Source organism: Pseudomonas sp. TE6288 (assembly GCF_054062095.1).
Genome location: NZ_JBSSEW010000004.1, coordinates 1 through 26,147, shown reverse-complemented (window position 1 = coordinate 26,147; position 26,147 = coordinate 1). Strand labels below are relative to the sequence as shown.

Here is a 26,147-nt window from a genome sequence, read left to right as displayed (position 1 = left end):
AGCCATGGTAGAGCAACTAAAGCGACTGGCCACGGGCATCGCGGGGCTCGATGCGCTGCTCAAAGGGGGGTTGGTGGTTGGCGCCTCCTATATCGTTCAAGGGCATCCCGGTTCGGGCAAGACCATCCTGGCCAACCAGCTGGCGTGCAACCATGTGCGTGAAGGTGGTCGGGTACTGGTGGCGACGTTGCTCAGCGAGTCCCATGAACGGCTGTTCCAGTACCTGTCGACCCTGAGCTTCTTCGACCCGGCGCTGGTGGGCGACACCATTCAGTTCGTCAGCGCATTCGACACCCTGGAGCAGGAGGGCCTGGACGCGGTGGTCAGGCTGTTGCGCCAGGAAATTGCCCGGCAGCAGGCCACCTTGCTGATCGTCGACGGGCTGCTCAACGCCCGCTCCAGGGCGGAAACCAGCCTCGATACCAAGAAATTCGTTTCCGAGCTGCAGGGGCATGCGGCATTCGCCGGCTGCACACTGTTGTTGCTGACCAGTGCGCGATTGGATGAAGGCAGCCCCGAGCACACCATGGTTGATGGCGTGATCGAGCTCGGCGAACACCTGGTCGGCAGCACGGCGGTGCGCCATGTCCAGTTGCGCAAGACGCGTGGCAGTGGCGCGTTGTCCGGGCGCCACGAATACCTGATCACGGAGGCCGGGTTGCAGGTCTACCCGCGCCTGGAGTCGCTGTACAGTCGCCCCAGCCAGGCAGGAGCGCAAACCCTGAGCAGGGTCGCCACGGGTGTTGCCGACCTCGATGCCATGCTCGGTGGCGGGTTGGCCGAGGCGTCGGTGACCCTGCTGATGGGGCCATCGGGCGTAGGCAAGACAGCGCTGGGCATCGCGTTCCTGGCCGCTTCGACCCAGGCTGCTCCGGGTCTGCATTTCGGTTTCTACGAGACGCCTGCGCGGTTGCGGTTGAAGGCCTGTGCGCTGGGCTTCGACCTGCAGGCACTTGAGCGTGAAGGTAGCGTGCAACTGAGCTGGCAATCGACCAGCGAAGGCTTGCTGGATCAACTTGGCGCCCAGCTGTTGGCACAGGTCGAGGCGCTCGCTGCCAGGCGCGTGGTAATCGACAGCCTTGGAGCCTTCGGCCGCCTGGCGCTGGAGCCTGCCCGCCTGAATGCCTTCTTCCGCGCACTGACGGGTGAGCTGCGCGCCCGTGGCGTGACGGTGCTGCTGACCTGGGAGATGCGTGACATCTTCGGCGCGGAGATCACCGCGCCGGCCCCCGACCTGTCGAGCATCGTCGACAACCTGATACTGATGCGCTTCGCCGAGCTCGACGCGCAACTGCACCGCGCACTGTCGGTGATCAAGGTGCGTGACAGCGACCACGACCCTGCTTTGCAGGCGCTGAATCTGGGGCCTCATGGCATCAGCCTGGCGCGGGCGTTCGACGGTGCCAGTGGCGTGCTCAGTGGCTCGGCGACACCGCCTGGAGATCGTTGATGGGATGAACAGCATCCTGATCGTCGACGACGAGTACCTGATTGCCGATATCCTCGGTTTTGCCCTGGAGGACGAAGGCTACCTGGTTGAAAAGGCGAGCAACGGGCGCAAGGCCCTGGAGGCTTTGAAGGAAAAGCGCGTGGACCTGGTGATCACCGACTACATGATGCCGGTGCTCAATGGCGAAGAACTGCTGCAAGCCATACGTGAAGAGCTGCAACTGGCGGACCTGCCGGTCATTCTCATGAGTGGCGCCCAGGCCAGCCAGGGTCGGGCCTGCCCCGGGAGGTTCGCGGCGGTGTTCGACAAGCCATTCGACATGGACCGGATGATCGCCACGGTGCGCGAATTGCTGGGCACCTGAGGTTCAGGAGAGGCTCCCCGCATGGGCGGGCAATCGATCAGGCGCATCCGTGCGGCATGATGCAGTTGGCTTGCGGGTTACTCGTCGTTGCTTTTTTCGGGCGCCGGGCTGCCCGCCTGGATCCGCTTGTAGATCTCTTCACGGTGCACCTGGACATCTTTCGGTGCATCGATACCGATCCTCACTTGCATCCCCTTGACGCCCAGAATGGTGACTTTGATGTCATCGTCGATGACGATGCTTTCGCCAACCTTGCGGGTGAGTATCAGCATGTAGTTCTCCTTGGTGATGTAGAAAACCGCCGAGCCAGGTGCTCTGCGGTGGGAGCCTGTCCCTCTTCCTTCTCATTAAAGACGCTTTCGGCGGATAGTAATTCCCCGACAGACAAATTCTGTTGTCGATCTTTAGTTGCAGGTGCCGGCAGGGCTGCGAGGCCACTCCACGGCAAGGTGCTCGGTGGCAAGGATAGGGTGCTTGGCGCCATATGGGAAATTTCTCTGCTCGATGAAGTAAATAGTGTCCGTCAATGATCGTCTTGGCGCTCCAACATCTGCAGGAAACGTAGCAGTGCTACTTCCTCGGTTTCCAATCCCTTGCGCGGACGGACACGGGGCAATGCCGAAAGACGGCCGAGGTGGAAGTGCTCAAGGACGGCTGGATGGATGTAGCAGCGTCGGCACACCGCCGGAGTGTTGCCCAGGCGCGTCGCCACCTGGCGGACGATGGCGGCGACCTGCCGGCGCGCCTCGCTGTCGGGCTCCCAGGCCTGTGGCCTGAGCAGGCTCAGGGCCAGGCTGCTGCCGGCCCAGGTGCGGTAGTCCTTGGCGGTGAAGTCGGCGCCGGTCAGCTGCTGGAGGAACTGGTTGACCTCGGTCGAGCCGATGCCATGGCGCTGTCCTTGTTCGTCCAGGTACTGGAACAAAGCCTGGCCGGGCAGTTCCATGCAGCGCTTGACCAGGCCGGCCAGGCGTCGGTCGGTCAGGGTGACGTTGTGTTCGACACCGCGTTTGCCGCGGAACTGGAAGCGGATACGGCTGCCCTTGACCTGCACATGGCGGGTGTCGAGGGTGGTCAGCCCGTAGGAGCGGTTGTCGCGCAGGTACTGACGGTTGCCGATGCGGATCAGCGTGGTGTCGAGCAGGCTGATCACCAGCGCCATGACCTTCTCCCGGCCCAGTCCGGGGGAAGCCAGGTGCGTGTCCAGTTGCTTGCGCAGCTTCGGCAGCACCTCGGCGAAGGCCAGCATGCGCGCGTACTTGTGCTGGTCGCGCAGCTCGCGCCATTGCGTATGGTAGCGGTACTGCTTGCGCCCCCGGGCGTCGCGCCCGGTGGCCTGCAAGTGCCCTTGCGGGTCGGCGCAGATCCACACGTCGGTGTAGGCCGGCGGGATCACCAGGGCGGCGATGCGTGCCAGGGTCTCTTTATCGCGTACCCGCTGGTTGCCGGCGTCGAAATAGTGGAAGCGGTCGCGCCAGCGCCGGCGGGTCAGGCCGGGCTGGCTGTCATCGACATAATGCAGGGCGGCAGGCAACGGGCAGTCGGGCATCGGCGCAGTCCATCGAGGGCACTCATGCTGCAATGGACAGCATCCGCCGCGTCATTGCTCAGCCCAACAGTGCCACCGACTTGATCTGCGCCCACAGCAACTGGCCCGCGCGCACGTCGAGCTGGTCCGCCGAATAGCGCGTGATGCGTGCCAGCAGCGCACTGCCGGCGGCATCCAGGCTGACCAGCACATGGGCCGGGTTGTCCGCCGGGCGGCATTCGCGGACCCGCACCGGCAGGCGGTTGAGAATGCTCGACGCGCCGTCGGCGGCCAATGCCAGGCTGACGTCCCGGGCCTGGACCTTCAGGCGCAGGCTGCTGCCCACCTGCAAGGCGGGGTGGGCGATACGCAGCAATTGCCCCTCCGTGCCGGACAGGCGCAGGTCGAACAGCTCATAATGCGGGTCGTGGCCCACCACCACGCCTTCGAGCACCACCCCGGCATCCTCGCCCTGGGCCAATGACAGGTCGAGGCGGGCCAGGGTCTGGCCGATCGACCCGCTGGCCACTGCCTTGCCCTGTTCGAGCAACACCAGGTGGTCGGCCAGGCGCGCCACTTCGTCCTGGGCATGGCTGACATAGATCAGCGGGATATCCAGTTCGTCGTGCAGGCGCTCCAGGTACGGGAGGATTTCACGCTTGCGCGCGCTGTCGAGGGCAGCCAGTGGCTCGTCCATCAGCAACAGTCGCGGGCTGCTGAGCAAGGCTCGGGCGATGCCGACGCGTTGTGCCTCGCCGCCGGACAGTGTCGCCGGCTTGCGCGCCAGCAGGTGGCCGATGCCCAGCAGCTGGCAGGCCTGTTCCTGGCTGATCTTGCGGGCCTGCGGTGCGATACGGCGCCAGCCGAACTCAAGGTTGCCTTGCACCGACAGGTGCGGGAACAGGCTGGCCTCCTGGAACACGTAGCCGACCGGGCGCCGGTGCGGGGGGATGAAGTGCCCGCGGGCGCTGTCTTCCCACACCTCGCCATTGATTTCGATGTAGGCGCTGGCGGCCCGTTCCAGGCCGGCCAGGCAGCGCAGGCACGAGGTCTTGCCTGAGCCGGAGTGACCGAACAGGGCGCTGATGCCGCGACCGGGCAGGTCAAGGTCGACGTCCAAGGTGAAATCGTCACGCGCCAGTTTCAGGCGCGCCTGTATCGATGCGCTCATTTCAGCTCCAGCCTGCCTTGCCACGGCGGCCGGCATAGAGCATCAGCAGCACCAGGAACGAGAACACCAGCATGGCCCCGGCCAGCCAGTGGGCCTGGCTATATTCCATGGCCTCGACGTGATCGAAGATCTGCACCGAGACCACACGGGTCTTGTCGGGAATGTTGCCACCGATCATCAGCACCACGCCGAACTCGCCGACGGTATGGGCGAAGCCGAGGATGCTGGCGGTAATGAAACCGGGGCGAGCCAGGGGCAGCACCACGTGGACGAAGGTGTCCCAGGGGCTGGCGCGCAGTGTCGCTGCCACCTCCAGCGGGCGCTGGCCGATAGCGCCGAAGGCGTTCTGTAATGGCTGCACCACGAAGGGCATCGAGTACACCACCGAGCCGATCACCAGCCCGGTGAAGCTGAACACCACGCTGCCCAGGCCCAGAGCCTGTGTGGCCTGGCCGATCCAGCCATGGGGGCCGAGGGCCAGCAGCAGGTAGAAGCCGATTACCGTTGGCGGCAGCACCAGGGGCAGGGCCACTACCGCGCCGATCGGCCCGCGCAACCAGGAACGGGTGCGCGCCAGCCACCAGGCGATGGGCGTGCCCAGCACCAGGAGGATGGCGGTGGTCAGGCTGGCCAGCTTGATGGTCAGCCAGATGGCGCCCAGGTCACTGGCGTCGAGAGGCATCAGAGCTCATAGCCGTAGGACTTGATCACCGCGGCGGCTTTCGGGCCCTTGAGGTAATCGACCAGGGCCTTGGCGGCCGGGTTGTCCTTGCCTTTGTTGAGGATCACCGCATCCTGGCGGATCGGGTCATGCAGCTCGGCGGGCACGATCCAGGCGGAGCCTTCGCTGACCTTGCCATCCTTGTAGATCTGCGACAGCGCGACGAAGCCCAGCTCGGCGTTGCCGGTGGAAACGAACTGGAAGGCTTGGGTGATGTTCTGGCCCTCGACGATCTTCGCCTTGGTGGCTTCGGTCAGCTTCAGCTTGTCCAGTACCTGGGTGGCGGCCAGGCCATAGGGCGCGGCCTTGGGGTTGGCGATGGACAGGTGCTTGTACTCGTTCTTCTTCAGCACATCACCCTTGGCGTCGACATAGCCTGGCTTGGCCGACCACAGCGCCAGGGTGCCGATGGCGTAGGTGAAGCGCGAGCCTGCAACAATTTCCTTTTCCTGTTCCAGCTTGGCCGGAGTGCTGTCGTCGGCGGCGAGAAACACTTCGAATGGCGCGCCGTTCTTGATCTGTGCGTAGAACTGGCCGGTGGCGCCGTAGGCAGCGACCAGCTTGTGGCCGGTATCCTTCTCGAAATCCTTGGCGATGGCCTGGATGGGCGCTGTGAAGTTGGCCGCGACAGCGACCTGGACTTCATCGGCCCAGGCACTGTTGAGGAAGATCAGGCTGGCGAGGGTACTGGCGGCCAGATAGGACAAGCGAATACGCATGAAGACGGCTCCTGAGGGATTATCGTTATGGTGCGGAATATATAGCGATAAGCCGTCTGTCGGGAAGAGGTTGGTGTGATTTGCCGTCGTTGGTGGCCTTGTTGTGGAGCTGCGTGGCAGCGGCGCACGGCCGCTCCCACGCAGGTGATGCTTGAACGCTATTCCCTGCGCGACAGCGCAGCCCAAGGGGTGGGCGATCTCCAGAAGATCATCGCTACGCCGCCAATCGTCCGCTGGCAATCGCCTCCGACGCGGCCAGCATCGCCCGCAGCAGCACCGCGCAGCCGGCGGCGAGGTCCTCGGGGGCGGCGTTCTCGATTTCGTTGTGGCTGATCCCGCCCTCGCACGGCACGAAGATCATCCCCGCCGGGCCCAGTTCGGCAAGGAAAATCGCGTCGTGCCCGGCGCCGCTGACGATGTCCATGTGCGCCAGGCCCAGGTTGCGTGCCGAATCACGTACCGCCTCGACGCAACCTTTGTCGAAATACAGGGCCGGGAAGTCAGCGGTGGGCACCAGCTCGTAGTCCAGCCCGTGCTTGGCCGTGGTGGCCTCGATCACCTGGCGCACCTCGGCGATCATCGACTCCAGTTGCTGGCCTTCCAGGTGGCGAAAATCCAGGGTCATGCGCACTTCGCCGGGGATCACGTTGCGCGAGCCGGGGTAGGCCTGCAGGCAACCGACCGTGCCGCAGGCATGTGGCTGGTGGGCGAGGGCGGTGCGGTTGACCGCCTCGACCACGGCGGCGGCACCGACCAGGGCGTCCTTGCGCAGGTGCATCGGCGTGGGGCCTGCGTGGGCCTCGACGCCGCGCAGGGTCAGGTCGAACCACTTCTGGCCGAGGGCGCCGAGCACCACGCCGATGGTCTTGTGCTGGTCCTCGAGGATCGGGCCCTGTTCGATATGCGCCTCGAAGTAGGCGCCGACCGGGTGGCCGGACACGGTGCGGCTGCCGGCGTAGCCGATTGCGTTCAATGCCTCGCCGACGCTCACGCCCTGGGCATCGCGCTTGGCCAGGGTGTGCTCGAGGGTGAACTTGTTGGCGAACACCCCAGAACCCATCATGCACGGGGCGAAGCGTGAGCCTTCCTCGTTGGTCCACACCACCACCTCCAGCGGCGCTTCGGTTTCCACGCCGAGATCATTGAGGGTGCGGATCACCTCCAGCCCGGCCATCACGCCGAAGCAGCCGTCGAACTTGCCGCCGGTGGGCTGGGTGTCGATATGGCTGCCGGTCATCACGGGTGGCAGCTTGGCGTTGCGCCCTGGGCGGCGGGCGAAGATGTTGCCTACGGCGTCGATGCTCACCGTGCAACCGGCTGCTTCGCACCACTGCACGAACAGATCGCGAGCCTGGCGATCGAGATCGGTCAGCGCCAGGCGGCATACGCCGCCCTTTGGCGTGGCGCCGAGGCGGGCCAGGTCCATCAGCGATTGCCACAGGCGGTTACTGTCTATGTGGTGTTGGCTGGATTGCAGGATTTCCTTGGCGGGGGTGGTCATGGGGTGTCTCCTCAGGCTGTTATTTTTACCATCACGTGGGAGCGGGCTTGCCCCGCGATGCGGCGCATCAGGGCATCGGCTTGGCCAGCCGCGCCGGGCCGCGCACCGCGATGCCGCCGAGGGCGTAGTAGAGCCCGCCGCCGAGCAGCGAACCGGTGAACCAGCCGTAGTCGTAGAACCAGCTGAAACTGCTGTTGCCAATCGCCATCACGGTCAGCGCCACCGGCACGCCGAAGGCAATGAACCCGGCCCAGTTCCACGCCGGGTACACGTCGTCGCGGTACAGCCCGGCGAGGTCCAGCTGCTGGCGGCGGACCAGGAAGTAGTCCACCACCATGATCCCGGCGATTGGCCCTAGCAGGCTGGAATAGCCCAGCAGCCAGTTGGAGTACAGGCTCTCCAGGCTCAGGTCGGAGACGATCCAGCCGAGCTTCTTGAGCAGCTCGTGGCCCATCAGCGCCAGGCCGATGAAGCCGGTCAGCCAGACGGCACGGCTGCGCCCGATCAGGCGCGGGGCGATGTTCTGGAAGTCGTTGGTGGGCGAGACGATGTTGGCCGCGGTGTTGGTCGACAGCGTTGCGACGATGATCAGCGCCATGGCCAGGGCCACCCAGCCGGGGCTCTGGATATGGCCGATCAGGCTCACCGGGTCAGACACCGTCTGACCCACCAGCGAGGCGGAGGCAGCGGTCATGATCACGCCCAGCGAAGCGAACAGGAACATGGTCAGCGGCAGGCCGAAGATCTGCCCGAGAATCTGGTCCTTCTGGCTTTTCGCGTAACGGCTGAAATCGGGGATGTTCAGCGACAGCGTGGCCCAGAAACCGACCATGGCGGTGAGCCCGGCGCAAAAGTAGCCGACCACGCTGGCGCCCTCGGGGCGTTTGGGCGGCTGCGCCAGCAACTCGCTCATCGACATGTGCGGCAGCGCCCAGAACAACAGGCCGACACCGACCGCCACCAGCAACGGCGCCGACAGCGTCTCCAGCCATTTGATCGACTCGGCGCCGCGCAGCACCACCCACAGGTTCAGCGACCAGAACAGCATGAAGCCGATCACCTCGCCGGATCCACCCAGTGCCTTCCACTCGGGGAACAACGAACCCAGGAACAGGTGGATGGCCAGACCGCCGAACATCGTCTGGATACCGAACCAGCCGCAGGCCACCACGGCGCGGATCAGGCACGGCACGTTGGAACCAAAGATACCGAACGAGGCGCGCAGCAGCACCGGGAACGGGATGCCGTATTTGGTCCCGGGGAAGGCGTTGAGGGTCAGCGGGATAAGCACGATGAGGTTGGCCAGCAGGATCGCCAGCAGCGCCTCGCCCACGCTCAGGCCGAAGTAGGCGGTGAGCACGCCGCCAAGGGTGTAGGTAGGCACGCAGATGGACATGCCCACCCATAACGCAGTGATGTGCCACTTGTTCCAGGTGCGCTGGTGCACCTTGGTCGGTGCGATGTCGTGGTTGTAGCGGGGGCTGTCGAGGACGTCGCTGCCGGCGTCGAGCTCGTACAGGCCATGCTGCTCGACCACTTGCGATCTGCTCTGTTGCATGGGGTTCTCCAGGTCTTTTTTCTTGTAGTTGTCGCTCATCGGGCTGACGCGATGGCCGGAGTACACACACCACCAGTACTGCACCTCCGGCCCGGCCAGGCGGTTGTGGCCTGCGTTTTCAACAAACGTGCCGGGAAAGCCCGCGCCTTCCCGGCGGGCCGCCGCCGACCGGAGGTAACTCACTGACCTGCAAAGGCATTCATCAAGGCGGCAGGCGAAGCGGGAGCTCCTGGGCATGCCGTCTGTCTGGCCGGTCCAGGACCCGCGTGGTTCAAACGGGTGCAACCTGGAAAAACACCGGCGCGGCCTGCGCCATCCAGCCAGTAAACAAACACCTGATTTTGCGTAGAAAATCTTGACCAATTTGGCTTCCTGTCAAGTGCGTCAAAATGGTGAAGGGGTGTCACTTTTTGGTGAGCTGGTGAATAAATATTTAAAAATCAATTAGTTATTGTTTTTGATGGTTGCATATATTTTTTCTTGATGAATATCCGATCAGATACTAGCCTCGATTCTTGTCAGGCCTGACAGGATTGATGAAATCACCTCCAGCGCCCGGCCAACACAATTCCAAGAACCGGCCAGAAGACCGGTCAGCCTGCGAGGAAAACGGCATGTCCCTGTTGATCCGTGGCGCCACCGTGGTTACCCATGAAGAGAGCTACCCCGCCGATGTCCTGTGTGCCGATGGCCTGATCCGCGCCATCGGCAAAGACCTCGAAGCCCCCACCGACTGTGAGATCCTCGACGGCAGTGGCCAGTACCTGATGCCCGGCGGCATCGACCCGCACACCCACATGCAGCTGCCGTTCATGGGCACGGTGGCCAGCGAGGACTTCTTCAGCGGCACTGCCGCGGGTCTGGCCGGGGGCACCACCTCGATCATCGACTTCGTCATCCCCAACCCGCAGCAGTCGCTGCTCGAGGCCTTCCATACCTGGCGCGGCTGGGCGCATAAGAGTGCCAGCGACTATGGCTTCCACGTCGCCATCACCTGGTGGAGCGAGCAGGTCGCCGAGGAGATGGGTGAACTGGTCGCCCAGCATGGAGTGAACAGCTTCAAGCACTTCATGGCCTACAAGAATGCGATCATGGCCGCCGACGACACCCTGGTAGCCAGCTTCGAACGCTGCCTGCAACTGGGCGCGGTACCCACGGTGCACGCCGAAAACGGCGAGCTGGTCTATCACCTGCAGCAAAAATTGCTCGCCCAGGGCCTGACCGGCCCCGAGGCACACCCGCTGTCGCGTCCGTCCCAGGTCGAAGGGGAGGCCGCCAGCCGCGCCATCCGTATCGCCGAAACCCTGGGCACGCCGCTGTATCTGGTGCATGTCTCCAGCCGCGAGGCGCTGGATGAGATCACCTATGCCCGGGCCAAGGGCCAGCCGGTTTACGGTGAGGTGCTGCCGGGGCATCTGCTGCTCGACGACAGCGTTTACCGTGATCCGGACTGGGCCACCGCCGCCGGCTACGTGATGAGCCCGCCGTTCCGCCCGCGCGAGCACCAGGAGGCGCTGTGGGGTGGCCTGCAGTCGGGCAACCTGCACACCACGGCCACTGATCATTGCTGCTTCTGCGCCGAGCAGAAGGCCATGGGCCGCAACGACTTCAGCCGGATCCCCAACGGCACCGCCGGCATCGAAGACCGCATGGCGGTGCTGTGGGACGCCGGGGTGAACAGCGGGCGCCTGTCGATGCACGAGTTCGTCGCGCTGACCTCCACCAACACCGCGAAGATCTTCAACCTGTTCCCGCGCAAGGGCGCGATCCGCGTCGGCGCCGATGCCGACCTGGTGCTGTGGGACCCGCAGGGCACCCGTACCATCAGCGCCCAGACCCACCACCAGCGGGTCGATTTCAACATCTTCGAAGGCCGCACAGTGCGCGGCGTCCCCAGCCACACCGTCAGCCAGGGCAAGGTGCTCTGGGCCGATGGCGACCTGCGTGCCGAGCCGGGCGCGGGGCGTTATGTGGAGCGCCCGGCCTATCCCTCGGTGTACGAGGTGCTGGAACGGCGTGCCGAACGGCAGAAACCGACGCCGGTTCAGCGCTGAAGCAGCTGGGGCTGCTGCGCAGCCCTATCGCCGGCTTGCCGGCGATAGGGGCGCAAAGCGCACCCTGATTACAACACACATGCTCCTGTTGACTGCCATCCCCCAGAACGGACAGGCGAGTGACCGCCGCCTGAACCCATAAAAAAGCGAGAGGCTACAACCGTGATCGATGCCCTGAACCACTTGCCGCGCCCCCGCGCCGGCGCCGACCAGCTGGCCGAGGCCTTCAGCGACCTCGCGCCCCCGCTCACCGCCCGGCAGGCCGCTGTCGAGAGCGCGCGCTGCCTGTACTGCTACGACGCGCCGTGCGTCAATGCGTGCCCCAGCGAGATCGACATCCCCTCGTTCATCCACCGCATCAGCGACGAGAACCTGCAGGGCGCCGCCGAACGCATTCTCTCGGCCAACATCCTTGGCGGCAGCTGCGCCCGGGTTTGCCCCACGGAGATCCTTTGCCAGCAAGCCTGCGTGCGCAACAACGCCCAGGAGTGCGCCCCGGTACTGATCGGCCAATTGCAGCGCTACGCCCTGGACCACGCCGACTTCACCGAGCATCCGTTCCAGCGCTCACCGGCTAGTGGCAAACGCATCGCCGTGGTCGGCGCCGGCCCCGCCGGATTGTCGTGCGCGCACCGGCTGGCCATGCACGGCCACGACGTGGTGATCTTCGAGGCGCGGGAGAAGGCCGGTGGTCTCAACGAATACGGCATCGCCCGCTACAAGCTGGTGGACGACTACGCCCAGCGCGAAGTGGAATTCCTGCTGGGCATCGGCGGAATCGAGATCCGCCATGGCCAGCGCCTGGGCGGCAACCTGTCGTTGGCCGAGCTGCATGGCCAGTACGACGCGGTGTTCCTCGGCCTGGGCCTGGGGGCCGTGCGCCAGCTGGGCCTGGCGGACGAAGACGCGCCGGGCCTGCTTGCCGCCACCGACTATATCCGTGAGCTGCGCCAGGCTGACGACCTCACCCAGCTGCCGTTGGCTGACCGCTGCCTGGTGCTAGGCGCCGGCAACACCGCCATCGACATGGCCGTGCAGATGAGCCGGCTGGGCGCCCGCGACGTCAACCTGGTGTACCGCCGCGGCGAAGCCGACATGGGCGCCACCGGCCATGAGCAGGAAATTGCCAAGCACAATCAGGTGCGCCTGCACACCTGGGCCCGGCCCGATGCCGTGCTGCTGGATGATGCCGGGCGCGTGCGTGGCATGCGCTTCGCGCGCACGCAATTGATCGACGGACGCCTGGGCGATACCGGCGAAACCTTCGAGCTGGCTGCCGACGCGATCTTCAAGGCCATCGGCCAGCGCTTCGATGAGCAAAGCCTCGGCGATCCGCTGGCGGCGCAACTGGCCCGCGACGGCGAGCGCATACAGGTGGACGCGCACATGCGTACCTCCATCCCCGGCATCTACGCCGGCGGCGACTGTACCGCGCTGGGCCAGGACCTCACCGTCCAGGCCGTGCAACATGGCAAGCTGGCCGCCGAAGCCATCCATGCCCAACTCATGCTCAACGTGGAGGCTGCGTAAATGGCCGACCTGTCCATCGTATTCGCCGGCATCAAGGCACCCAATCCATTCTGGTTGGCTTCCGCGCCCCCCACCGACAAGGCCTACAACGTAATCCGCGCCTTCGAGGCCGGCTGGGGCGGGGTGGTGTGGAAGACCCTGGGCGAGGACCCGGCGGCGGTCAACGTGTCGTCGCGCTACTCGGCGCACTACGGCGCCAACCGCCAGGTGCAGGGCATCAACAACATCGAGCTGATCACCGACCGCTCGCTGGAGATCAACCTGCGCGAGATCACCCAGGTGAAGAAGGACTGGCCCGACCGTGCGCTGATCGTGTCGCTGATGGTGCCGTGCGTCGAAGAATCCTGGAAGTTCATCCTGCCGCTGGTGGAAGCCACCGGCGCCGACGGCATCGAACTCAACTTCGGCTGCCCCCACGGCATGCCCGAGCGCGGCATGGGCGCCGCCGTCGGCCAGGTGCCCGAGTATGTGGAAATGGTCACCCGCTGGTGCAAGACCCATTGCACGCTGCCGGTGATCGTCAAGCTCACCCCCAATATCACCGACATCCGCCAGTCGGCGCGCGCTGCACACCGGGGCGGGGCGGACGCGGTGTCGTTGATCAACACCATCAACTCGATCACCAGTGTCGACCTGGACCGCATGGTCGCCCACCCCATCGTCGGCGACCAGAGCACCCATGGCGGCTACTGCGGGTCGGCGGTCAAGCCGATCGCCCTGAACATGGTCGCCGAGATCGCCCGTGACCCCGAGACCCGCGGGCTGCCGATCTGCGGCATCGGCGGTATCGGCACCTGGCGCGACGCCGCCGAGTTCATCGCCCTGGGTAGCGGCGCGGTACAGGTGTGCACGGCGGCGATGCTGCACGGCTTTCGCATTGTCGACGACATGCAGGACGGCCTGTCGCGCTGGATGGACCAACATGGCCACCGCAACCTCGAGGCGTTTCGTGGCCAGGCCGTTGGGCACACCACCGACTGGAAGTACCTGGACATCAACTACAAGTCGGTGGCGCAGATCGACCCGGACGCCTGCATCGGCTGCGGGCGCTGCCACATCGCCTGCGAGGACACCTCGCACCAGGCCATCGCCAGCACCCTGAAGGCTGACGGCACTCACGCCTACAGTGTGATCGAGGCCGAGTGCGTGGGTTGCAACCTGTGCCAGATCACCTGCCCGGTGGAAGGTTGCATCGACATGCAGGCGCAGGACACCGGCAAGCCGTACATGAACTGGACGCAGGATCCGCGCAATCCCTATCGTGAGGCGGGTTGAGGAGGCGGTCGATAAACACGCCTCGGCAGCGGTGATGCCTGCTCGAGCTCCGCGCTAGCTGATTGCGGTCTCGTGCAGGCAGCGCCACACCACGCCGCGGTTGCTGCACTCCAGCAGTGCCAGTGACCAGCGTGCCTGCACCACACCCTGCAACCGATGGGTTTCCTTGTAGCGCACTGCTACGTTCACCCCGGCCTGCCATACCACCTGGACGTCGCTGACGACGATCTCCAGCCCTGGCCGTGCGCCGGCCGCCCGGCTGAACAGTTGCTCCACCTGTGCGCGGGTCACCACCGTGCCCGCCGTGCCGACCATGCTGAAATCATCGGCGAACACCGCCATCAGTCCGCCGAGCACTGCCTGGGTCTCGGCCGCTGGGCGGGTGAAGATGCTGTGGATCAGCTCATGAACGTGATGAATGCTGCGCTCGGCGCGGGCAATCGCGTGGTCAGGCATGGCGAGGGGTCTCCGGGGGTAGTGTGTGCAGTGTCATCAGTGGCGCCAGCCCGAGCAGCGCGGCCAGAGTGAAGGTCAGGTGATAGGCGTCCGGCGTACTCAGGCCCACCAGCAACAGGTTGAAGATCATCAGCAGCAAGGCGGCGCCGACGCTGAAGGCCATCTGTCGATTGAGGTTCCACAGCACGCTGGCCTGCTGCATCCGCTCGCCGCTGAAGTCGAGCAGCGCGGTGGTCTGGGCGGTGTTGGCACCGATGCCGCCGCCGATGCCCATGAGGCCGTAGGCCGCCATCAGTACGGCGTTGTCCGTCGGGGTATCGACCATGACCAGCAGGCAGATACCCTGGCTGTGCAGGAGCATGCCGAGCAGCAACAGGCGGGCGGCACCGACGCGGTTGTACAGGCGGCCGGCCAGCAACATGGCGGCGAAGGCCCCGGCGGCGTAGAGCAGCATGAACAGGCCGGTGGCCTGGGCGCTCAGCTGCAGCACATCCTGCAGATAGAAGATGTTCAACAGGTTGACCCCGGTGAACACCCCGGGGATCGCATGGTAGACCTGCATCGAGACCCGCAGGCGGGGGCTGGCGAGCAGCTTCAGCTCGACGATGCCTGCCGCAGCGCGTTGGTAATGGGCGCGGTACAGCAAGGCGCAGGACACACCCGCCAGCAGGCAGGCGATGGCCAGTAGGGCGCCATGGCCGGCACCATACAGCGACAGGCCCAGCAGCAGGCAGGCGAGGGCGGCGCTGACCAGCAGCAATCCCTTGAAGTCCGGGCGTGGCGCTGTCGGACCCGGTGCCTGGTCAAGCCAAGCCCAGGCCAGCGCCGCCGTCAGCAGGGCCAGCGGAATGTTGCTGTGGAAGACCCACGGCCAGCGGCCATGGTCGACGATCAACCCGCCAAGGGTGGGTGACAGCGCCGGCGCCAGCAGCGCAACGGCCATCACCAGGGTGGACACACGGGCGCGCTCCGGGCCCTGGAAGCGTTCGAAGGTCAGCGCCTGCCCCACGGGGATCAGCAAGCCACCGGCCATGCCCTGAACCAGGCGCCAGGCAATCAACGCGGCAAAGCTCTGCGCCTCGCCGCAGCCCCACACCGCCACGCTGAACGCCAGCATGGCGGCGCTCAACAGCCGCCGCGCGCCCCAGCGATTGGCCAGCCAGGTGCTCACCGGCACGGCCAGGGTCAGCCCGAGCATGTAGGCATTGCCAACCCACGCGCTGCTGGCGTTGCCGATGGCGAACTCGGCGGCGATCCGTGGCAACGCCACGGTCGGCATGAACAGGTTGATGCAGTCGATGAAGAACCCCATCAGGAAGATCGTTGCCACGCGATACCGGTACGTCATTGCCACTCCTTTTCGACGCGCAGAGTAGGTGTCGTGGACTGCCCCTGTCGATGTCGCTACCCTTGAAACTCTGTTTGATGGAAGTGAACAATGCCGCGCACGGCTCTCCACACCCAGCTCAACCGGGTGCAGACGTTTCTGGCGGTGGTCGACTTCGGCTCCTTCACCAAGGCGGCGGAATTTCTCGGCATCAGCAAAGCCATGGCCAGCCAGCACGTCAAGGCGCTGGAGCAGGCCCTGGGGGTGACGCTGCTGGCGCGCAGCACCCGTGCTATCGCCCCGACCGAAACCGGCCAAAGTTTCTATGAAGATTTCAAGGTGATCGTCAGCGATGTCGAAGGCGCCTTCGCCAATGTACTGCGCCGGCACAACGGCCTATCGGGCAAGCTGCGCATCAGCACCACCGGGGAGTACGGCGAGCGTTTCATCCTGCCGCTGATCCCGCTGTTCGCCGAGCGCTACCCGGCGTTGTCGCTCAGCTACGATACCGACTCGTCGCTGAGCGACCTGATTGCCGAGCGGCTCGACCTGGTGGTGCGCCTTGGCGCGTTGCCGGACTCGAACCTGCGCAGTCGCCAGCTGGCCGAGTACGACATTGTGCTGGTGGCTGCTCCGGCCTTTCTTGCTCGCCATGCCATTGAACGGCCCGAGGAACTGGCGGATACACCCTGGATTGCCAACAGCAACCTGCAGAGCCCGACCGCCTGGACCTTGCACAGCGCGCAGGCGGGGAGTGCAAGCGTTGTCGGCCGGGCGGCCTACCAGTCCAATGCGTCCCACGCCATCCGGGCGATGGCCTGCGCCGCCCTGGGCGTAGCGGTGCTGCCGGCTTGGCTGGTCGAGCAGGACCTGGCCGACGGCACCCTGCGGCGGGTACTGCCGGACTTCAGCCTGCCGAGGCAGCCGATCAGCGTGGTGTACCCGAACAGCAGCTATGTGCCGCACAAGACCCGGGTGTTCATCGATTTTTTGTGCGAGCACCTCGGGCGCTGAGGGCGCCGCTCAGGGCTCCAGGCCGATGCCGCGCAGGATGACGCCGGTCACCGTCTGCACCGCTTGCTCGAACGCCATGTCCGACAGAGGTTCACCGTCATTGAGCAGGGTGACCTGGAAACCGAAGTCGGCGTAGTGCTGGGTCGCCGCCCAGATCATGTACAGCAGCGCCGACGGCTCCACCGGCAGGATGCGTCCGTCCTCGACCCAGCTGCGGATCTTCGCCTGCTTGAGCTGCGCCCAGGGCACCAGGATTTCGTCCAGGCTGGGGCTCAGCAGCGGGGCACCGTGGAGAATCTCCTCGGCCCAGATCTTCGAGCCCAGCGGCCGCGAGCGTGAATGGCCCATCTTGGCGCGGATGTAGCTGGTCAGTACCACCCGCGGGTCGTCGAAGTGCTCGAAGCACAGGGCATCCTGCTTCCAGACATCCAGCAGGTCCTGCAGCACGGCGCGGTACAGGTCGTCCTTGGTACTGAAGTAGTAGTGCAGGTTGGAGCGCGGCAACTGCGCCCGTTCGGCGATATCGCCCATGGAGGTGGCGGCGAAGCCCTTGTCGGCGAACACCTGCTCGGCGGCTTGCAGGATCTTTTCGACGTTGCGCCGGCGGATTTCGATCTTGTGGTTGGCCATGGGCTGTCCGTGGTGACCTGAACAGGGCAAGGCTAACAGCTTTGCCGGGGCGGCGATAAGGTCAAGGTTGCCGGCTCGGCAACAGCGTCAGTGCCTGGCGGCTGGCGCTGCGCAGGTCCTCTCCGGGCACGCCGTCGCGGGCCTGCACGGAGATACCGTGGAGGAAGGTGGCATAGAAGTGGCCGAGGGCCTCGACCTGCGTGTCGGCCGGCAACTGCCCCTGGTCACGGGCTTGGCGCAGGCGCTCGATGATCGACTCGGTACGCTGCCGGCGGTGCCCGGATAACCACTGCTGGACGGCCAGGTTGTCCGGTGCCACGCCGCTGGCGGCGCTGACCACCAGGCAGCCCCTGGGCTCGTTGGCGCGGGTGTAGGTGCTGATGGCGTCCTCGAGCATCCGTGCCAGGGCCTGGTAAATATCCGGCAGGGCCAGGGCGCGGTCGGCGAAGCCGCCTTCGGTCGACTCGTACAGGGCCACGGCTTCCTCGAACAGTTGCTGCTTGCTGCCGAAGGCCGCGTAGATGCGCGCGGAGGCGATGCCCAGCGCAGACACCAGGGCCGACATCGAGGTGCCCTCGTAGCCATGTTCCCAGAACAGCCGCATCGCCTTGCGCAGCGCCTGTTGCTTGTCGAATTCCCGAGGTCGCCCTGCCATCGCTCGCCTGCCTGATTACGTGAAAGGCGCATTCTAGCCAATTTGCGATTGACGGGCAGCGCCATTCGACCCTATTGTTTGTCGATCAACAAACAATTGGATGACATCATGCGAACACTCAAAGGCCCCAGTCTGCACCTCGCGCAGTTCAGCGCCGACAAGCCACCGTTCGACAGCCTCGACAGGATCGCCGAGTGGGCGGGAGAGTTGGGGTTCAAGGGGTTGCAGGTCCCGGCCTGGGACGCCCGGTTGTTCGACCTGGAACTGGCCGCGCAGAGCACCGGCTACTGCGATGAGGTCAAGGGGCGGCTGGCCGAGCACGGCTTGCAGGTCAGCGAGCTGACCACCCACATGATCGGCCAGTTGGTCGCGGTCCATCCGGCCTACGATCCAATGTGCGACGCCTTCGCCCCGGCCGCGCTGGCCGGGCGGCCAGCAGAACGCACCGCCTGGGCGACCGAGCAGATGAAACTGGCGGCTCGGGCCAGCCGCAACCTGGGCCTGGAGGACATGGGGACCTTTTCCGGCGCGCTGGCCTGGCCCTACCTGTTCCCGTTCCCGCAGCGTCCCCAGGGCCTGGTGGAGGCTGCCTTCGAGGAGCTGGCGCGGCGCTGGCGGCCGATACTCGACTGCTGTGACGAACAGGGCGTCAACCTGTGCTTCGAGATCCACCCGGCCGAGGACCTGCACGACGGCACCAGCTTCGAGCGTTTCCATGCCCTGGTGGGTGAGCACGTGCGTTGCCGCATCCTCTTCGACCCCAGCCATTTCGTGCTGCAGCAACTCGACTACCTGGCCTATCTGGATCTCTATCACCCATTGATCCGCATGTTTCACGTCAAGGACGCCGAGTTCAATCCGAGCGGTCGGCAGGGCGTGTATGGCGGCTACAGCGACTGGACCGAACGTGCCGGGCGCTTCCGATCGCTGGGTGACGGGCAAGTGGACTTCAAGGCCATCTTCTCGCGGCTGGCGCAGTACGACTTCGCGGGGTGGGCAACCCTGGAATGGGAATGCTGCCTGAAGCATCAGGAGGACGGCGCCCGTGAAGGCGTCGAGTTCATCAACCGCCACATCATCCGGGTCACGGACCAGGTGTTCGACGATTTCGCCGGCGCACCGATCGACACCCATCAGATCCAGCGCATGCTGGGCATCGATGCAGGAGCACGGGTATGAGCCTGACCGTCGAGTCTTTGGCTGATGCCTTCGAGCATGTCTATGTGCAAGTGCAGGGACAGCGCATCCACTGTGTAGTGGCCGGCGCGGGCGAACCGGTGCTGCTGGTGCCGGGCTGGCCACAGACCTGGTACGCCTGGCGCCATGTGCTGCCGATCCTGGCCGCGCGCGGGTTCCGTGCCATTGCCATCGATCCGCCGGGCCTGGGGGATTCGGACCGCCCCGAGCAGGGCTACGACACCGGCAACGTCGCCGCTGTGCTGCATGCCGCGATGACCCAGCTGGGGCATGAGCGCTATCACCTGGTCGGTCACGATGTGGGGATGTGGGTGGCCTATGCCCTGGCCAGTGATTGGCCACAGGCGGTGCGCTCGCTGACGGTGGCCGAGGCGGTGATCCCGGGGCTTGCCGAGGCGCCGTCGATCTTCGTGGCGCCGCAGGACAACATCTTCCTTTGGCACTTCCTGTTCAACCAGGTACGCGATCTGCCGGAGTTCCTGATCGCCGGACGTGAGGAGGGCTACCTCAACTTCATGTTCGACCGATGGGCGATCCATCGGCATGCGGTGGCGGCGGATGTCTATATCCGTGCCTACGCCTCGCCGGGCGGGATGCGGGCGGGCTTCGCCTATTACCGGGCGATTCCCGAGACCATCAGGCAGAACCGCGAACGGGCCAGGCATCCGCTGCCCATGCCGGTGCTGGCGATCGGTGCCGAGCACGCCACGGGCGATGCGCCGCTGCGTACGCTGCAGGGGCATGCCGACTCGGTGCGCGGGGTGATCCTGCCGGGTTGCGGGCACTTCGTCATGGAGGAAGCGCCGGTGTCGTTCAACGAGCACCTGCTGGCGTTCCTGGAAGAGGTCGAGGTCAACCGCTGATCGCGGTCGTGGCCCTGGCGGCGTCGGTCACGGCTTGCTGGTGATCGGCGCGCAACACGGCCAGTTTGCGGCGCTCGTACTCTTCCTGGCTCAGACCCTGGCGTTGCAATGCCTCGAGTTGCAGCTGACGGGCTTCCTCGGCGCTGTAGGGGCGTAGCTCAGGATGGATGGCGCAACCGCCCAGCACGGCGATGGCCAGGGTGGCGAGGAGGAGGCGGGCGGTGGTGTTCATCGGGATGATACCGTGGGCTGTCGGATCGATGAACCCAGGTTATTGGCCACAGTGGCACGATGGAAATCGCTGTGCTCGATAGTGACTATCGACGTCTGCGCGCCTGCCGTTCAAGTAATGCTCGTGGCCCTCAGCGCGGCATGTAGCCCAGTTGCCAGGCACGCGGGATGAACACCGTCACCAGCGCCAGCAAGCAGGCCAGGGCGCAACTGGCCGCCAGCGCCTGCAAGCCCAGCCGTTGCTGCAGCCAGGCCCCGAGCGCGGCACCCAGCAGCATGCCGCTCCAGGGCACCAGCTGTACCCGCCAGCCATGGCGCCGCTCACCCAGCAACCAACGCCCCAGGCCACGGCCGAAGCGCGACAGCGCGCCTGTGACGTAGGTCAGGCCGATCGGCAGGCCGTTCACCTGTTCGACCACGGCGTTGAGCATGCCCATGGCCAAGGTGGCCGCGATCAACGCGGGCAATGTGGTGGGCGCAGGCCACGCTGCGGCAAACGCCAGCAGGCTGGCGGTAATCAGCAGCAAGGGTGCGGCGCGGCGGCGCAAGCGGCGGGCCAGCAATACACCCAGGGTGTTGCCCAGCACGAAACTGAGGATCGCCAGGGCCAGGCGCAGCATCAGCGCCAGGTCCGCCTGGCTGATGGCCACCGCCAGGCGCGTGGTGTTGCCGCTCATGAATGATACGAAGTCGCCCAACGCCAGCAGGCCGATGGCGTCGGTCATGCCGGCCAGCACCGACAATCCGGCCACCAGCCCCAGGCCGACCCGGCCGCGCAGGGCCTGCAAGCGGACCCGACGGGCACTGTGCTGGGAGGTGGCGGTGGGTAGCATGGGGCGAGTCTCCGGGGCGCAGGGGCTTTGATCTTATACCCCGGCCAGCACCTTGCGCATGGGGATGCAGGACAGTTCGAGGCCGAATGGTGACTGGTAGATCGACAGCGCATCGCCGATGTAGCCGCAGCGGCGATAGAACGCCGCTGCGTTCAAGGTCGAGTCCAGGTGGACATCTTCCAGACCTTCGGCCCTGGCGATGCCTTCGAGGTGTTCGACCATCGCCCGGGCGATGCCACGGCCCATGAATGCCGGCAGTACGAACAGGGCACCCAGTTCACCGCTGTGCCGGTCGAGCATGCCAGTGGCGACGATCGTGTCGTCGATGCAGGCAAGGTGGAAATGCTCGGCGACCAGGGCCGCGTAGCCTTCTGTGAACGGTACGTCGGCCCAGGCCTGGGCCAGGGTGGCATCGTAGGCTTCGGTGCACTGCCACAGGATCGCCTGGCGGCGGATGGCGTACGTGTCCAGCGCGTCGTGACGGCTGGCGCGGCGTATGGCGAGCATGGGTTCCCTCCCGATTGAGTCTGGATGATAACAAGGCGCCGGGGAAAACGGACGCAGGCCTCGCCAGCGCCTTCAAGCGCCTGCTCGACTGACTGGTCAGAACGATCCCGTTTGCACCTCGCCGCTGCGCACGTAGTGAGCGAGCAATACGCCCTTGGGCGTGCTGCTCGACTCCACCAGTGTGAAGGCCGCGGCCTGGGCATCGTCACCGAACAGGCGCTTGCCACGCCCAAGCAGCAAGGGGTGGATCAGCAACCGCAGCTCATCCACCAGGCCGGCCGCCAGCAGTTGGCGTACCAGTTCGCCGCTGCCTTGGGTCAGCAGCGTCGGGCCATCCTTTTGTTTGAGGGCGCGGACAGCGCCCGGCACGTCAGCGCCCAACGGGTGACTGTTTTGCCAGTCGATGGATTCGGGATGGTGCGTGGCGACATGCTTGGCCACGCCATTGAACAGGTCGGCCAAGGGCCGGTCCGGCGCCTCGGGCCCGACCTTTGGCCAGAACCCGGCGAAGATATCGTAGGTGCGTCGCCCCAGCAGCAGTTCGAACGGTTGGCTGAACAAGGTCTGCATGGCTTGGCCGAAGGCCTCGTCGGCCAGGGGCGGGATCCAGCCACCAAAGGTGAAGCCGCCGCTGGTGTCTTCCTCCGGCCCGCCGGGGGCCTGCATGACGCCGTCGAGGGTGACGAAGGCGGCGACGATGAGCTTGCGCATGGGGTGAACCTCCTCGGGTGTGTGCTGGATAGTCGAACGGGGTTGGCGAGAATCGACAGCAGTGCTGAACGATAGTCAGGTTCGACGGATGGGGGCACGGGAGGAGAGAAAGCAGGTGCGGGATACGCGGTCATCTGTAGGAGCGGCTTCAGCCGCGATGCAGGCACCGCTGTATCTGGCACCCGCTTTGCGGGTGATCGCGGCTGAAGCCGCTCCTACAGATGGTCCGGTTACAGCCAGTAGGTCACCGCCCACCAGCCCAGGCCGCCCATGACCACGGTATAGGGCAGCGCCATCCACACCATGCGCCCATACGACAGGCGAATCAGCGGTGCGATTGCCGAGGTCAGCAGGAACAGGAAAGCCGCCTGGCCATTGGGCGTGGCCACGCTGGGCAGGTTGGTGCCGGTGTTGATCGCCACCGCCAGGGTCTCGAAATGCTCGCGGCTCATCGCGCCATTGACGAACGCCTGCTTGACCTCGGTGATGTAGATGGTGGCGACGAACACGTTGTCGCTGATTGCCGAGAGCAGGCCGTTGGCCAGGTACAGCATGCCCGGCTGCTGCTCGCTGGGCAGCGCCAGCACCCAGGCGATCAGCGGGCTGAACAGTTGCTGCTGGTGGATCACCGCGACCACGGCGAAGAACACCACCAGCAGCGAGGTGAACGGCATGGCGTCCTGGAACGCACGGCCCAGGCGATGCTCGTCGGTGATGCCGGTGAAGGCGGTGATCAGCACGATGACCAGCAGGCCGATCAGGCCCACCTCGGCGATGTGCAGGCCAAGGCAGACGATCAGGATCAGCGCGGCCAGGCCCTGGACCACCAGCGCCACCCGTTGCGCCTGGGTGCGGGCGGCATCGTCCTCGGCGGCGTAGCTGGCCAGCACCTGGCGCACGCGCTCGGGCATCAGCGTGCCGTAGCCGAACAGCCGCAGCTTCTCCAGCAGCACGCAGGTCACCAGGCCCGCCGCCAGCACCGGCATCGACACCGGCGCGACCTTGAGGAAGAAGTCGGCGAAATGCCAGCCCATTTCATGGCCGATCAGCAGGTTCTGCGGTTCGCCCACCAAGGTGCACACGCCACCCAGCGCCGTGCCCACCGCGCCATGCATCAGCAGGCTGCGCAGGAAGGCGCGGAACTGCTCGAGGTCTTCGCGGTGCAACTGCTCGACCTGATGGTCGCTGTCCAGCGCCGATTCCTCACGAGGATTGGCACCCGAGGCGACCCGGTGGTAGACGGCATAGAAGCCTACAGCGGCGCTGATGATCACCGCGGTCACGGTCAGGGCATCGAGGAACGCCGAGAGGAACGCCGACAACACGCAGAACAGCAGGCTCAGCACGGCCTTGGAGCGCACGCCGAGCAGGATCCGCGAAAACAGGTACAGCAGCAGTTCCTTCATGAAATGGATGCCGGCGACCATGAACATCAGCAGCAGGATCACCGGGAAGTTGTGCTGCAACTCCTCGTACAGGGCTTCGGGCGTGGTCAAGCGCAGCAGCAGCGCCTCGACCAGCAGCAGGCCACCGGGCATCAACGGGTAGCATTTGAGTGCCATGCCCAGGGTGAAGATGAACTGGATCACCAGCACCCAGCCGGTGACCACCGGACCGAGGGTTGCCAGTAGCAAGGGATTGAGCAGCAGGAACAGGCAGATGACGGCCTTGTACCAACGCGGCGACTGGCCCAGGAAGCTGTGGGCGAGGGCGCCGGTCAGGGAACGGGACATGAATTTGTATCCTTTTGATTCAGCAGTGGCGCACGGTGCCGGATCGTGCGTCAGGGTGCAAGTTGTCCAGTCCGGCTTTTGGCACATGCACCGCCTTGCGGGTGCGCTAAGATCCGCCGTTGTGAATCCTTTCCCCACAGGAGTGCCGTCCGTGACCGAATACACCGCGTTCAAGGTCGAACTGACCGACCACATCGCCCACGTGCAGATCAACCGCCCGGAAAAGATCAACGCGATGAACGCCGCCTTCTGGGAGGAGCTGGTCCAGATCTTCCAGTGGATCGACGACACCGACGCGGTGAGGGTGGTGGTACTCAGCGGCGCCGGCAAGCATTTCTCCTCCGGTATCGACCTGATGATGCTGGCCGCGCTGGCCCAGCAACTGGGCAAGGACGTCGGCCGCAACGCTCGGATGATGCGTCGCACCATCCTGCGCCTGCAGGGCTCGTTCAACGCCGTGGACAACTGCCGCAAGCCGGTGCTGGCGGCGATCCAGGGCTACTGCATCGGTGGCGCCATCGACCTGGTCTCGGCTTGCGACATGCGCTACTGCGCCGGTGATGCGCAGTTCTCGATCAAGGAGATCGACATGGGCATGGCCGCCGATGTCGGCACCCTGCAACGTTTGCCGCGGATCATCGGTGACGGCATCATGCGTGAGCTGGCCTACACCGGCCGTATGGTCGACGCCCAGGAAGCGTTGCGCATCGGCCTGGTCAACCGCGTCTATGATGACCAGGCGGCGCTGCTCGACGGGGTCTTTGCCATCGCCCGCGAGATCGCCGCAAAATCTCCGATCGCCGTGGCCGGCACCAAGGAGATGATCAGCTACATGCGCGACCATCGCATCGACGATGGCCTGGAGTACATCGCCACCTGGAACGCCGCCATGCTGCAGTCCGAAGACCTGCGCGTGGCCATGGCCGCCCACATGAGCAAACAGCAACCGACGTTCGCCGACTGACTGACAGTGGCGGGCGCCATCTAGGGACCCGAAACCATGTCAGCACGCTGGACAACCGCAGTACTCGACCCGCAGATCTCCGGCGGACTGGCCGTCGCCCGCAGCCCGGACGGGTTCCTGATGGACGCCAACGGCGCGTTGTTCCCTCGCGACTGGCTCAAGCGCCAGGACCTGGACGTGTTGTGCGAGCATGGCATCGGACACCTGGACGGCGAGCCGGTGTTCCTGCTGGAGCTGCGCAGTGCCAGCGAAGTGTCGGGTTGCGGCTGGCAGGGGCTGCGGCGGTTCATGCTCGAAGGCGACTTCGATACGTACAAGGTGCTCGGTTACGCCGCGCAGATCGGTACCTGGGCTCGCGAGCACCGGTTCTGTGGCAGCTGTGGCCAGCCGATGACGCAGATTCACTGGGAGCGGGCGATGTATTGCCAGCCGTGCGATTTGCGCAGCTATCCGCGGATTTCACCGAGCATGATCGTGTTGATTACTCGCGGCGACGAGGTGCTGCTGGCCCGTTCGCCACGCTTTGTCACCGGGGTCTACAGCACCCTGGCCGGGTTCGCCGAGCCGGGGGAGTCGGCCGAGGATTGCCTGGTGCGCGAGGTGAGGGAGGAGGTGGCGGTCGAGGTGAAGAACATCCAGTACGTTGGCAGCCAGTGCTGGCCGTTTCCGCATTCGATGATGCTCGGGTTTCATGCTGAGTACGCTGGGGGGGAGATTGTCATGCAGGCGGATGAGATCGAGGATGCGCAGTGGTTCAATGTGCATGCGTTGCCGCCTTTGCCGGCGGGGCGGTCGATTGCGCGGTATTTGATTGATTTGTATGTGGCGCGGCGGTTGGGGATGCCAGAACCGGTTTTGCCTGCCTGATTTCTGGTTTCTGGTTTCTGGTTTCTGGTTTCTGGTTTCTGGTTTTAGTTGGTGGTTGGTTTTGAAAGTTGTATGCGCATTCATTTGTGATGGCGACGCTTATTCACCTTTCCGCCCTTACGGCGGCCTACTTTGGTCTTGGCCAAAGTAGGCAAAGCCGCTCGCTCCATTCATACGGCCCCTACGCTTCGCTCCGGGGTTCCCTCACTCCGGCCTTGCTCCCGGGAGGACCGCGCTGAACGCCCCATCCTGGGGCGCAGCGCTTGACGGGCATCCATGCCCGTCACCTCC

General features: G+C 65.3%; 26 protein-coding genes. 10 read left to right on the top strand and 16 right to left on the bottom strand.

Annotation, left to right across the window (positions count from 1 at the left end; genetic code table 11):
* The first annotated feature begins 4 nt into the window (after positions 1-4).
* Both ACVWY1_RS04895 and ACVWY1_RS04890 read left to right on the top strand, forming a co-directional pair.
* Positions 5-1,450, top strand: coding sequence for an ATPase domain-containing protein (locus tag ACVWY1_RS04895; protein ID WP_457377866.1), 1,446 nt, complete (start codon positions 5-7; stop codon positions 1,448-1,450).
* A 4-nt stretch (positions 1,451-1,454) separates the two neighbouring features.
* Positions 1,455-1,814: a response regulator gene (locus ACVWY1_RS04890; protein WP_102683311.1), complete on the top strand. Its 360-nt coding sequence runs from the start codon at positions 1,455-1,457 to the stop codon at positions 1,812-1,814.
* Between the two features lie 77 nt (positions 1,815-1,891).
* Here ACVWY1_RS04890 and csrA read toward each other — a convergent pair whose 3' ends face one another.
* The 7 genes from csrA to ACVWY1_RS04855 all read right to left on the bottom strand — a co-directional run bounded on the left by csrA (position 1,892) and on the right by ACVWY1_RS04855 (position 9,009).
* Positions 1,892-2,086 (bottom strand): carbon storage regulator CsrA, encoded by a 195-nt coding sequence (csrA, locus tag ACVWY1_RS04885; RefSeq protein ID WP_023628788.1) that lies wholly within the window; start codon positions 2,084-2,086, stop codon positions 1,892-1,894.
* 251 nt (positions 2,087-2,337) lie between these two features.
* Positions 2,338-3,360 carry a DNA topoisomerase IB gene (locus ACVWY1_RS04880; protein WP_102683310.1) on the bottom strand — a complete coding sequence of 341 codons (1,023 nt, stop codon included), beginning with the start codon at positions 3,358-3,360 and terminating at the stop codon, positions 2,338-2,340.
* Between the two features lie 58 nt (positions 3,361-3,418).
* Positions 3,419-4,510 (bottom strand): molybdenum ABC transporter ATP-binding protein, encoded by a 1,092-nt coding sequence (modC, locus tag ACVWY1_RS04875; protein WP_457377865.1) that lies wholly within the window; start codon positions 4,508-4,510, stop codon positions 3,419-3,421.
* A gap of 1 nt (position 4,511) precedes the next feature.
* Positions 4,512-5,192: a molybdate ABC transporter permease subunit gene (gene modB / locus ACVWY1_RS04870; RefSeq protein ID WP_102683308.1), complete on the bottom strand. Its 681-nt coding sequence runs from the start codon at positions 5,190-5,192 to the stop codon at positions 4,512-4,514.
* A complete protein-coding gene (gene modA, locus ACVWY1_RS04865; protein ID WP_277503422.1) occupies positions 5,192-5,950 on the bottom strand; it encodes a molybdate ABC transporter substrate-binding protein in 759 nt (252 codons plus the stop codon). The genes modB and modA overlap by 1 nt, the downstream gene beginning before the upstream one ends.
* Positions 5,951-6,164: 214 nt before the next feature.
* On the bottom strand, positions 6,165-7,451 hold the full coding sequence (locus ACVWY1_RS04860; protein WP_277503423.1) for a Zn-dependent hydrolase: 1,287 nt from the start codon (positions 7,449-7,451) through the stop codon (positions 6,165-6,167).
* Between the two features lie 67 nt (positions 7,452-7,518).
* Positions 7,519-9,009, bottom strand: a complete 1,491-nt coding sequence (locus ACVWY1_RS04855; protein ID WP_139673165.1) for an NCS1 family nucleobase:cation symporter-1 — start codon at positions 9,007-9,009, stop codon at positions 7,519-7,521.
* Positions 9,010-9,623: 614 nt separating this feature from the next.
* On the opposite strand from ACVWY1_RS04855, the gene hydA reads away from it, so the two are divergent.
* The 3 genes from hydA (at position 9,624) to preA (ending at position 13,868) form a co-directional block, all read left to right on the top strand.
* Complete coding sequence (gene hydA, locus ACVWY1_RS04850; RefSeq protein ID WP_277503424.1) at positions 9,624-11,063, top strand: dihydropyrimidinase; 1,440 nt, start codon at positions 9,624-9,626, stop codon at positions 11,061-11,063.
* A gap of 162 nt (positions 11,064-11,225) precedes the next feature.
* Positions 11,226-12,593 carry an NAD(P)-dependent oxidoreductase gene (locus tag ACVWY1_RS04845; protein WP_111532898.1) on the top strand — a complete coding sequence of 456 codons (1,368 nt, stop codon included), beginning with the start codon at positions 11,226-11,228 and terminating at the stop codon, positions 12,591-12,593.
* The gene (gene preA / locus ACVWY1_RS04840) at positions 12,594-13,868 is read left to right on the top strand and encodes an NAD-dependent dihydropyrimidine dehydrogenase subunit PreA (RefSeq protein WP_277503425.1); all 1,275 of its coding nucleotides are present in this window, start codon (positions 12,594-12,596) and stop codon (positions 13,866-13,868) included.
* A gap of 54 nt (positions 13,869-13,922) precedes the next feature.
* Here preA and ACVWY1_RS04835 read toward each other — a convergent pair whose 3' ends face one another.
* Complete coding sequence (locus ACVWY1_RS04835; protein WP_102683303.1) at positions 13,923-14,324, bottom strand: DUF4440 domain-containing protein; 402 nt, start codon at positions 14,322-14,324, stop codon at positions 13,923-13,925.
* Entirely contained in the window at positions 14,317-15,672 is a 1,356-nt protein-coding gene (locus ACVWY1_RS04830) for an MFS transporter (protein ID WP_277503426.1), read from the bottom strand. Before ACVWY1_RS04830 ends, ACVWY1_RS04835 begins: the two co-directional genes overlap by 8 nt.
* A 90-nt stretch (positions 15,673-15,762) precedes the next feature.
* Here ACVWY1_RS04830 and ACVWY1_RS04825 point away from each other — a divergent pair, with 90 nt between their 5' ends.
* Positions 15,763-16,665: a LysR family transcriptional regulator gene (locus tag ACVWY1_RS04825; RefSeq protein WP_277503427.1), complete on the top strand. Its 903-nt coding sequence runs from the start codon at positions 15,763-15,765 to the stop codon at positions 16,663-16,665.
* Between the two features lie 9 nt (positions 16,666-16,674).
* Here ACVWY1_RS04825 and ACVWY1_RS04820 read toward each other — a convergent pair whose 3' ends face one another.
* Together ACVWY1_RS04820 and ACVWY1_RS04815 are read right to left on the bottom strand one after the other, a co-directional pair.
* The gene (locus tag ACVWY1_RS04820; protein WP_277503428.1) at positions 16,675-17,295 is read right to left on the bottom strand and encodes a TetR/AcrR family transcriptional regulator; all 621 of its coding nucleotides are present in this window, start codon (positions 17,293-17,295) and stop codon (positions 16,675-16,677) included.
* Positions 17,296-17,356: 61 nt separating this feature from the next.
* A complete protein-coding gene (locus ACVWY1_RS04815) occupies positions 17,357-17,950 on the bottom strand; it encodes a TetR/AcrR family transcriptional regulator (protein WP_277503429.1) in 594 nt (197 codons plus the stop codon).
* A 108-nt stretch (positions 17,951-18,058) separates the two neighbouring features.
* Between ACVWY1_RS04815 and ACVWY1_RS04810 the strand changes: the two genes are divergently transcribed.
* Positions 18,059-19,129, top strand: a complete 1,071-nt coding sequence (locus ACVWY1_RS04810) for a sugar phosphate isomerase/epimerase family protein (protein WP_277503430.1) — start codon at positions 18,059-18,061, stop codon at positions 19,127-19,129.
* A complete protein-coding gene (locus ACVWY1_RS04805; RefSeq protein WP_277503431.1) occupies positions 19,126-20,010 on the top strand; it encodes an alpha/beta fold hydrolase in 885 nt (294 codons plus the stop codon). Before ACVWY1_RS04810 ends, ACVWY1_RS04805 begins: the two co-directional genes overlap by 4 nt.
* Here ACVWY1_RS04805 and ACVWY1_RS04800 read toward each other — a convergent pair.
* From ACVWY1_RS04800 to nhaB, 5 genes are all read right to left on the bottom strand, one after another.
* Complete coding sequence (locus tag ACVWY1_RS04800) at positions 20,000-20,242, bottom strand: hypothetical protein (RefSeq protein WP_277503432.1); 243 nt, start codon at positions 20,240-20,242, stop codon at positions 20,000-20,002. The two genes, ACVWY1_RS04805 and ACVWY1_RS04800, sit on opposite strands and share 11 nt — an antisense overlap.
* Before the next feature lie 130 nt (positions 20,243-20,372).
* Entirely contained in the window at positions 20,373-21,074 is a 702-nt protein-coding gene (locus tag ACVWY1_RS04795) for a YoaK family protein (RefSeq protein ID WP_139671914.1), read from the bottom strand.
* Between the two features lie 33 nt (positions 21,075-21,107).
* Positions 21,108-21,581: a GNAT family N-acetyltransferase gene (locus ACVWY1_RS04790; protein WP_139671911.1), complete on the bottom strand. Its 474-nt coding sequence runs from the start codon at positions 21,579-21,581 to the stop codon at positions 21,108-21,110.
* A 96-nt stretch (positions 21,582-21,677) separates the two neighbouring features.
* Positions 21,678-22,292: a dihydrofolate reductase family protein gene (locus ACVWY1_RS04785; RefSeq protein ID WP_102683293.1), complete on the bottom strand. Its 615-nt coding sequence runs from the start codon at positions 22,290-22,292 to the stop codon at positions 21,678-21,680.
* A gap of 230 nt (positions 22,293-22,522) precedes the next feature.
* Positions 22,523-24,025 (bottom strand): sodium/proton antiporter NhaB, encoded by a 1,503-nt coding sequence (nhaB, locus tag ACVWY1_RS04780; protein ID WP_139671902.1) that lies wholly within the window; start codon positions 24,023-24,025, stop codon positions 22,523-22,525.
* A gap of 151 nt (positions 24,026-24,176) precedes the next feature.
* Between nhaB and ACVWY1_RS04775 the strand changes: the two genes are divergently transcribed.
* The gene (locus ACVWY1_RS04775; RefSeq protein ID WP_102683290.1) at positions 24,177-24,989 is read left to right on the top strand and encodes a crotonase/enoyl-CoA hydratase family protein; all 813 of its coding nucleotides are present in this window, start codon (positions 24,177-24,179) and stop codon (positions 24,987-24,989) included.
* 36 nt (positions 24,990-25,025) lie between these two features.
* The gene (gene nudC / locus ACVWY1_RS04770) at positions 25,026-25,856 is read left to right on the top strand and encodes an NAD(+) diphosphatase (RefSeq protein ID WP_457377864.1); all 831 of its coding nucleotides are present in this window, start codon (positions 25,026-25,028) and stop codon (positions 25,854-25,856) included.
* Positions 25,857-26,147 lie beyond the last annotated feature (291 nt).

Bases quoted from the DNA above. Each gene is read 5' to 3' on its own strand.
- ACVWY1_RS04895 (WP_457377866.1), top strand. From the start codon at position 5: ATGGTAGAGCAACTAAAGCGACTGGCCACGGGCATCGCGGGGCTCGAT.
- ACVWY1_RS04890 (WP_102683311.1), top strand. From the start codon at position 1,455: ATGAACAGCATCCTGATCGTCGACGACGAGTACCTGATTGCCGATATC.
- csrA (WP_023628788.1), bottom strand. From the start codon at position 2,086: ATGCTGATACTCACCCGCAAGGTTGGCGAAAGCATCGTCATCGACGAT.
- ACVWY1_RS04880 (WP_102683310.1), bottom strand. From the start codon at position 3,360: ATGCCCGACTGCCCGTTGCCTGCCGCCCTGCATTATGTCGATGACAGC.
- modC (WP_457377865.1), bottom strand. From the start codon at position 4,510: ATGAGCGCATCGATACAGGCGCGCCTGAAACTGGCGCGTGACGATTTC.
- modB (WP_102683308.1), bottom strand. From the start codon at position 5,192: ATGCCTCTCGACGCCAGTGACCTGGGCGCCATCTGGCTGACCATCAAG.
- modA (WP_277503422.1), bottom strand. From the start codon at position 5,950: ATGCGTATTCGCTTGTCCTATCTGGCCGCCAGTACCCTCGCCAGCCTG.
- ACVWY1_RS04860 (WP_277503423.1), bottom strand. From the start codon at position 7,451: ATGACCACCCCCGCCAAGGAAATCCTGCAATCCAGCCAACACCACATA.
- ACVWY1_RS04855 (WP_139673165.1), bottom strand. From the start codon at position 9,009: ATGCAACAGAGCAGATCGCAAGTGGTCGAGCAGCATGGCCTGTACGAG.
- hydA (WP_277503424.1), top strand. From the start codon at position 9,624: ATGTCCCTGTTGATCCGTGGCGCCACCGTGGTTACCCATGAAGAGAGC.
- preA (WP_277503425.1), top strand. From the start codon at position 12,594: ATGGCCGACCTGTCCATCGTATTCGCCGGCATCAAGGCACCCAATCCA.
- ACVWY1_RS04835 (WP_102683303.1), bottom strand. From the start codon at position 14,324: ATGCCTGACCACGCGATTGCCCGCGCCGAGCGCAGCATTCATCACGTT.
- ACVWY1_RS04830 (WP_277503426.1), bottom strand. From the start codon at position 15,672: ATGACGTACCGGTATCGCGTGGCAACGATCTTCCTGATGGGGTTCTTC.
- ACVWY1_RS04825 (WP_277503427.1), top strand. From the start codon at position 15,763: ATGCCGCGCACGGCTCTCCACACCCAGCTCAACCGGGTGCAGACGTTT.
- ACVWY1_RS04820 (WP_277503428.1), bottom strand. From the start codon at position 17,295: ATGGCCAACCACAAGATCGAAATCCGCCGGCGCAACGTCGAAAAGATC.
- ACVWY1_RS04815 (WP_277503429.1), bottom strand. From the start codon at position 17,950: ATGGCAGGGCGACCTCGGGAATTCGACAAGCAACAGGCGCTGCGCAAG.
- ACVWY1_RS04810 (WP_277503430.1), top strand. From the start codon at position 18,059: ATGCGAACACTCAAAGGCCCCAGTCTGCACCTCGCGCAGTTCAGCGCC.
- ACVWY1_RS04805 (WP_277503431.1), top strand. From the start codon at position 19,126: ATGAGCCTGACCGTCGAGTCTTTGGCTGATGCCTTCGAGCATGTCTAT.
- ACVWY1_RS04800 (WP_277503432.1), bottom strand. From the start codon at position 20,242: ATGAACACCACCGCCCGCCTCCTCCTCGCCACCCTGGCCATCGCCGTG.
- ACVWY1_RS04795 (WP_139671914.1), bottom strand. From the start codon at position 21,074: ATGCTACCCACCGCCACCTCCCAGCACAGTGCCCGTCGGGTCCGCTTG.
- ACVWY1_RS04790 (WP_139671911.1), bottom strand. From the start codon at position 21,581: ATGCTCGCCATACGCCGCGCCAGCCGTCACGACGCGCTGGACACGTAC.
- ACVWY1_RS04785 (WP_102683293.1), bottom strand. From the start codon at position 22,292: ATGCGCAAGCTCATCGTCGCCGCCTTCGTCACCCTCGACGGCGTCATG.
- nhaB (WP_139671902.1), bottom strand. From the start codon at position 24,025: ATGTCCCGTTCCCTGACCGGCGCCCTCGCCCACAGCTTCCTGGGCCAG.
- nudC (WP_457377864.1), top strand. From the start codon at position 25,026: ATGTCAGCACGCTGGACAACCGCAGTACTCGACCCGCAGATCTCCGGC.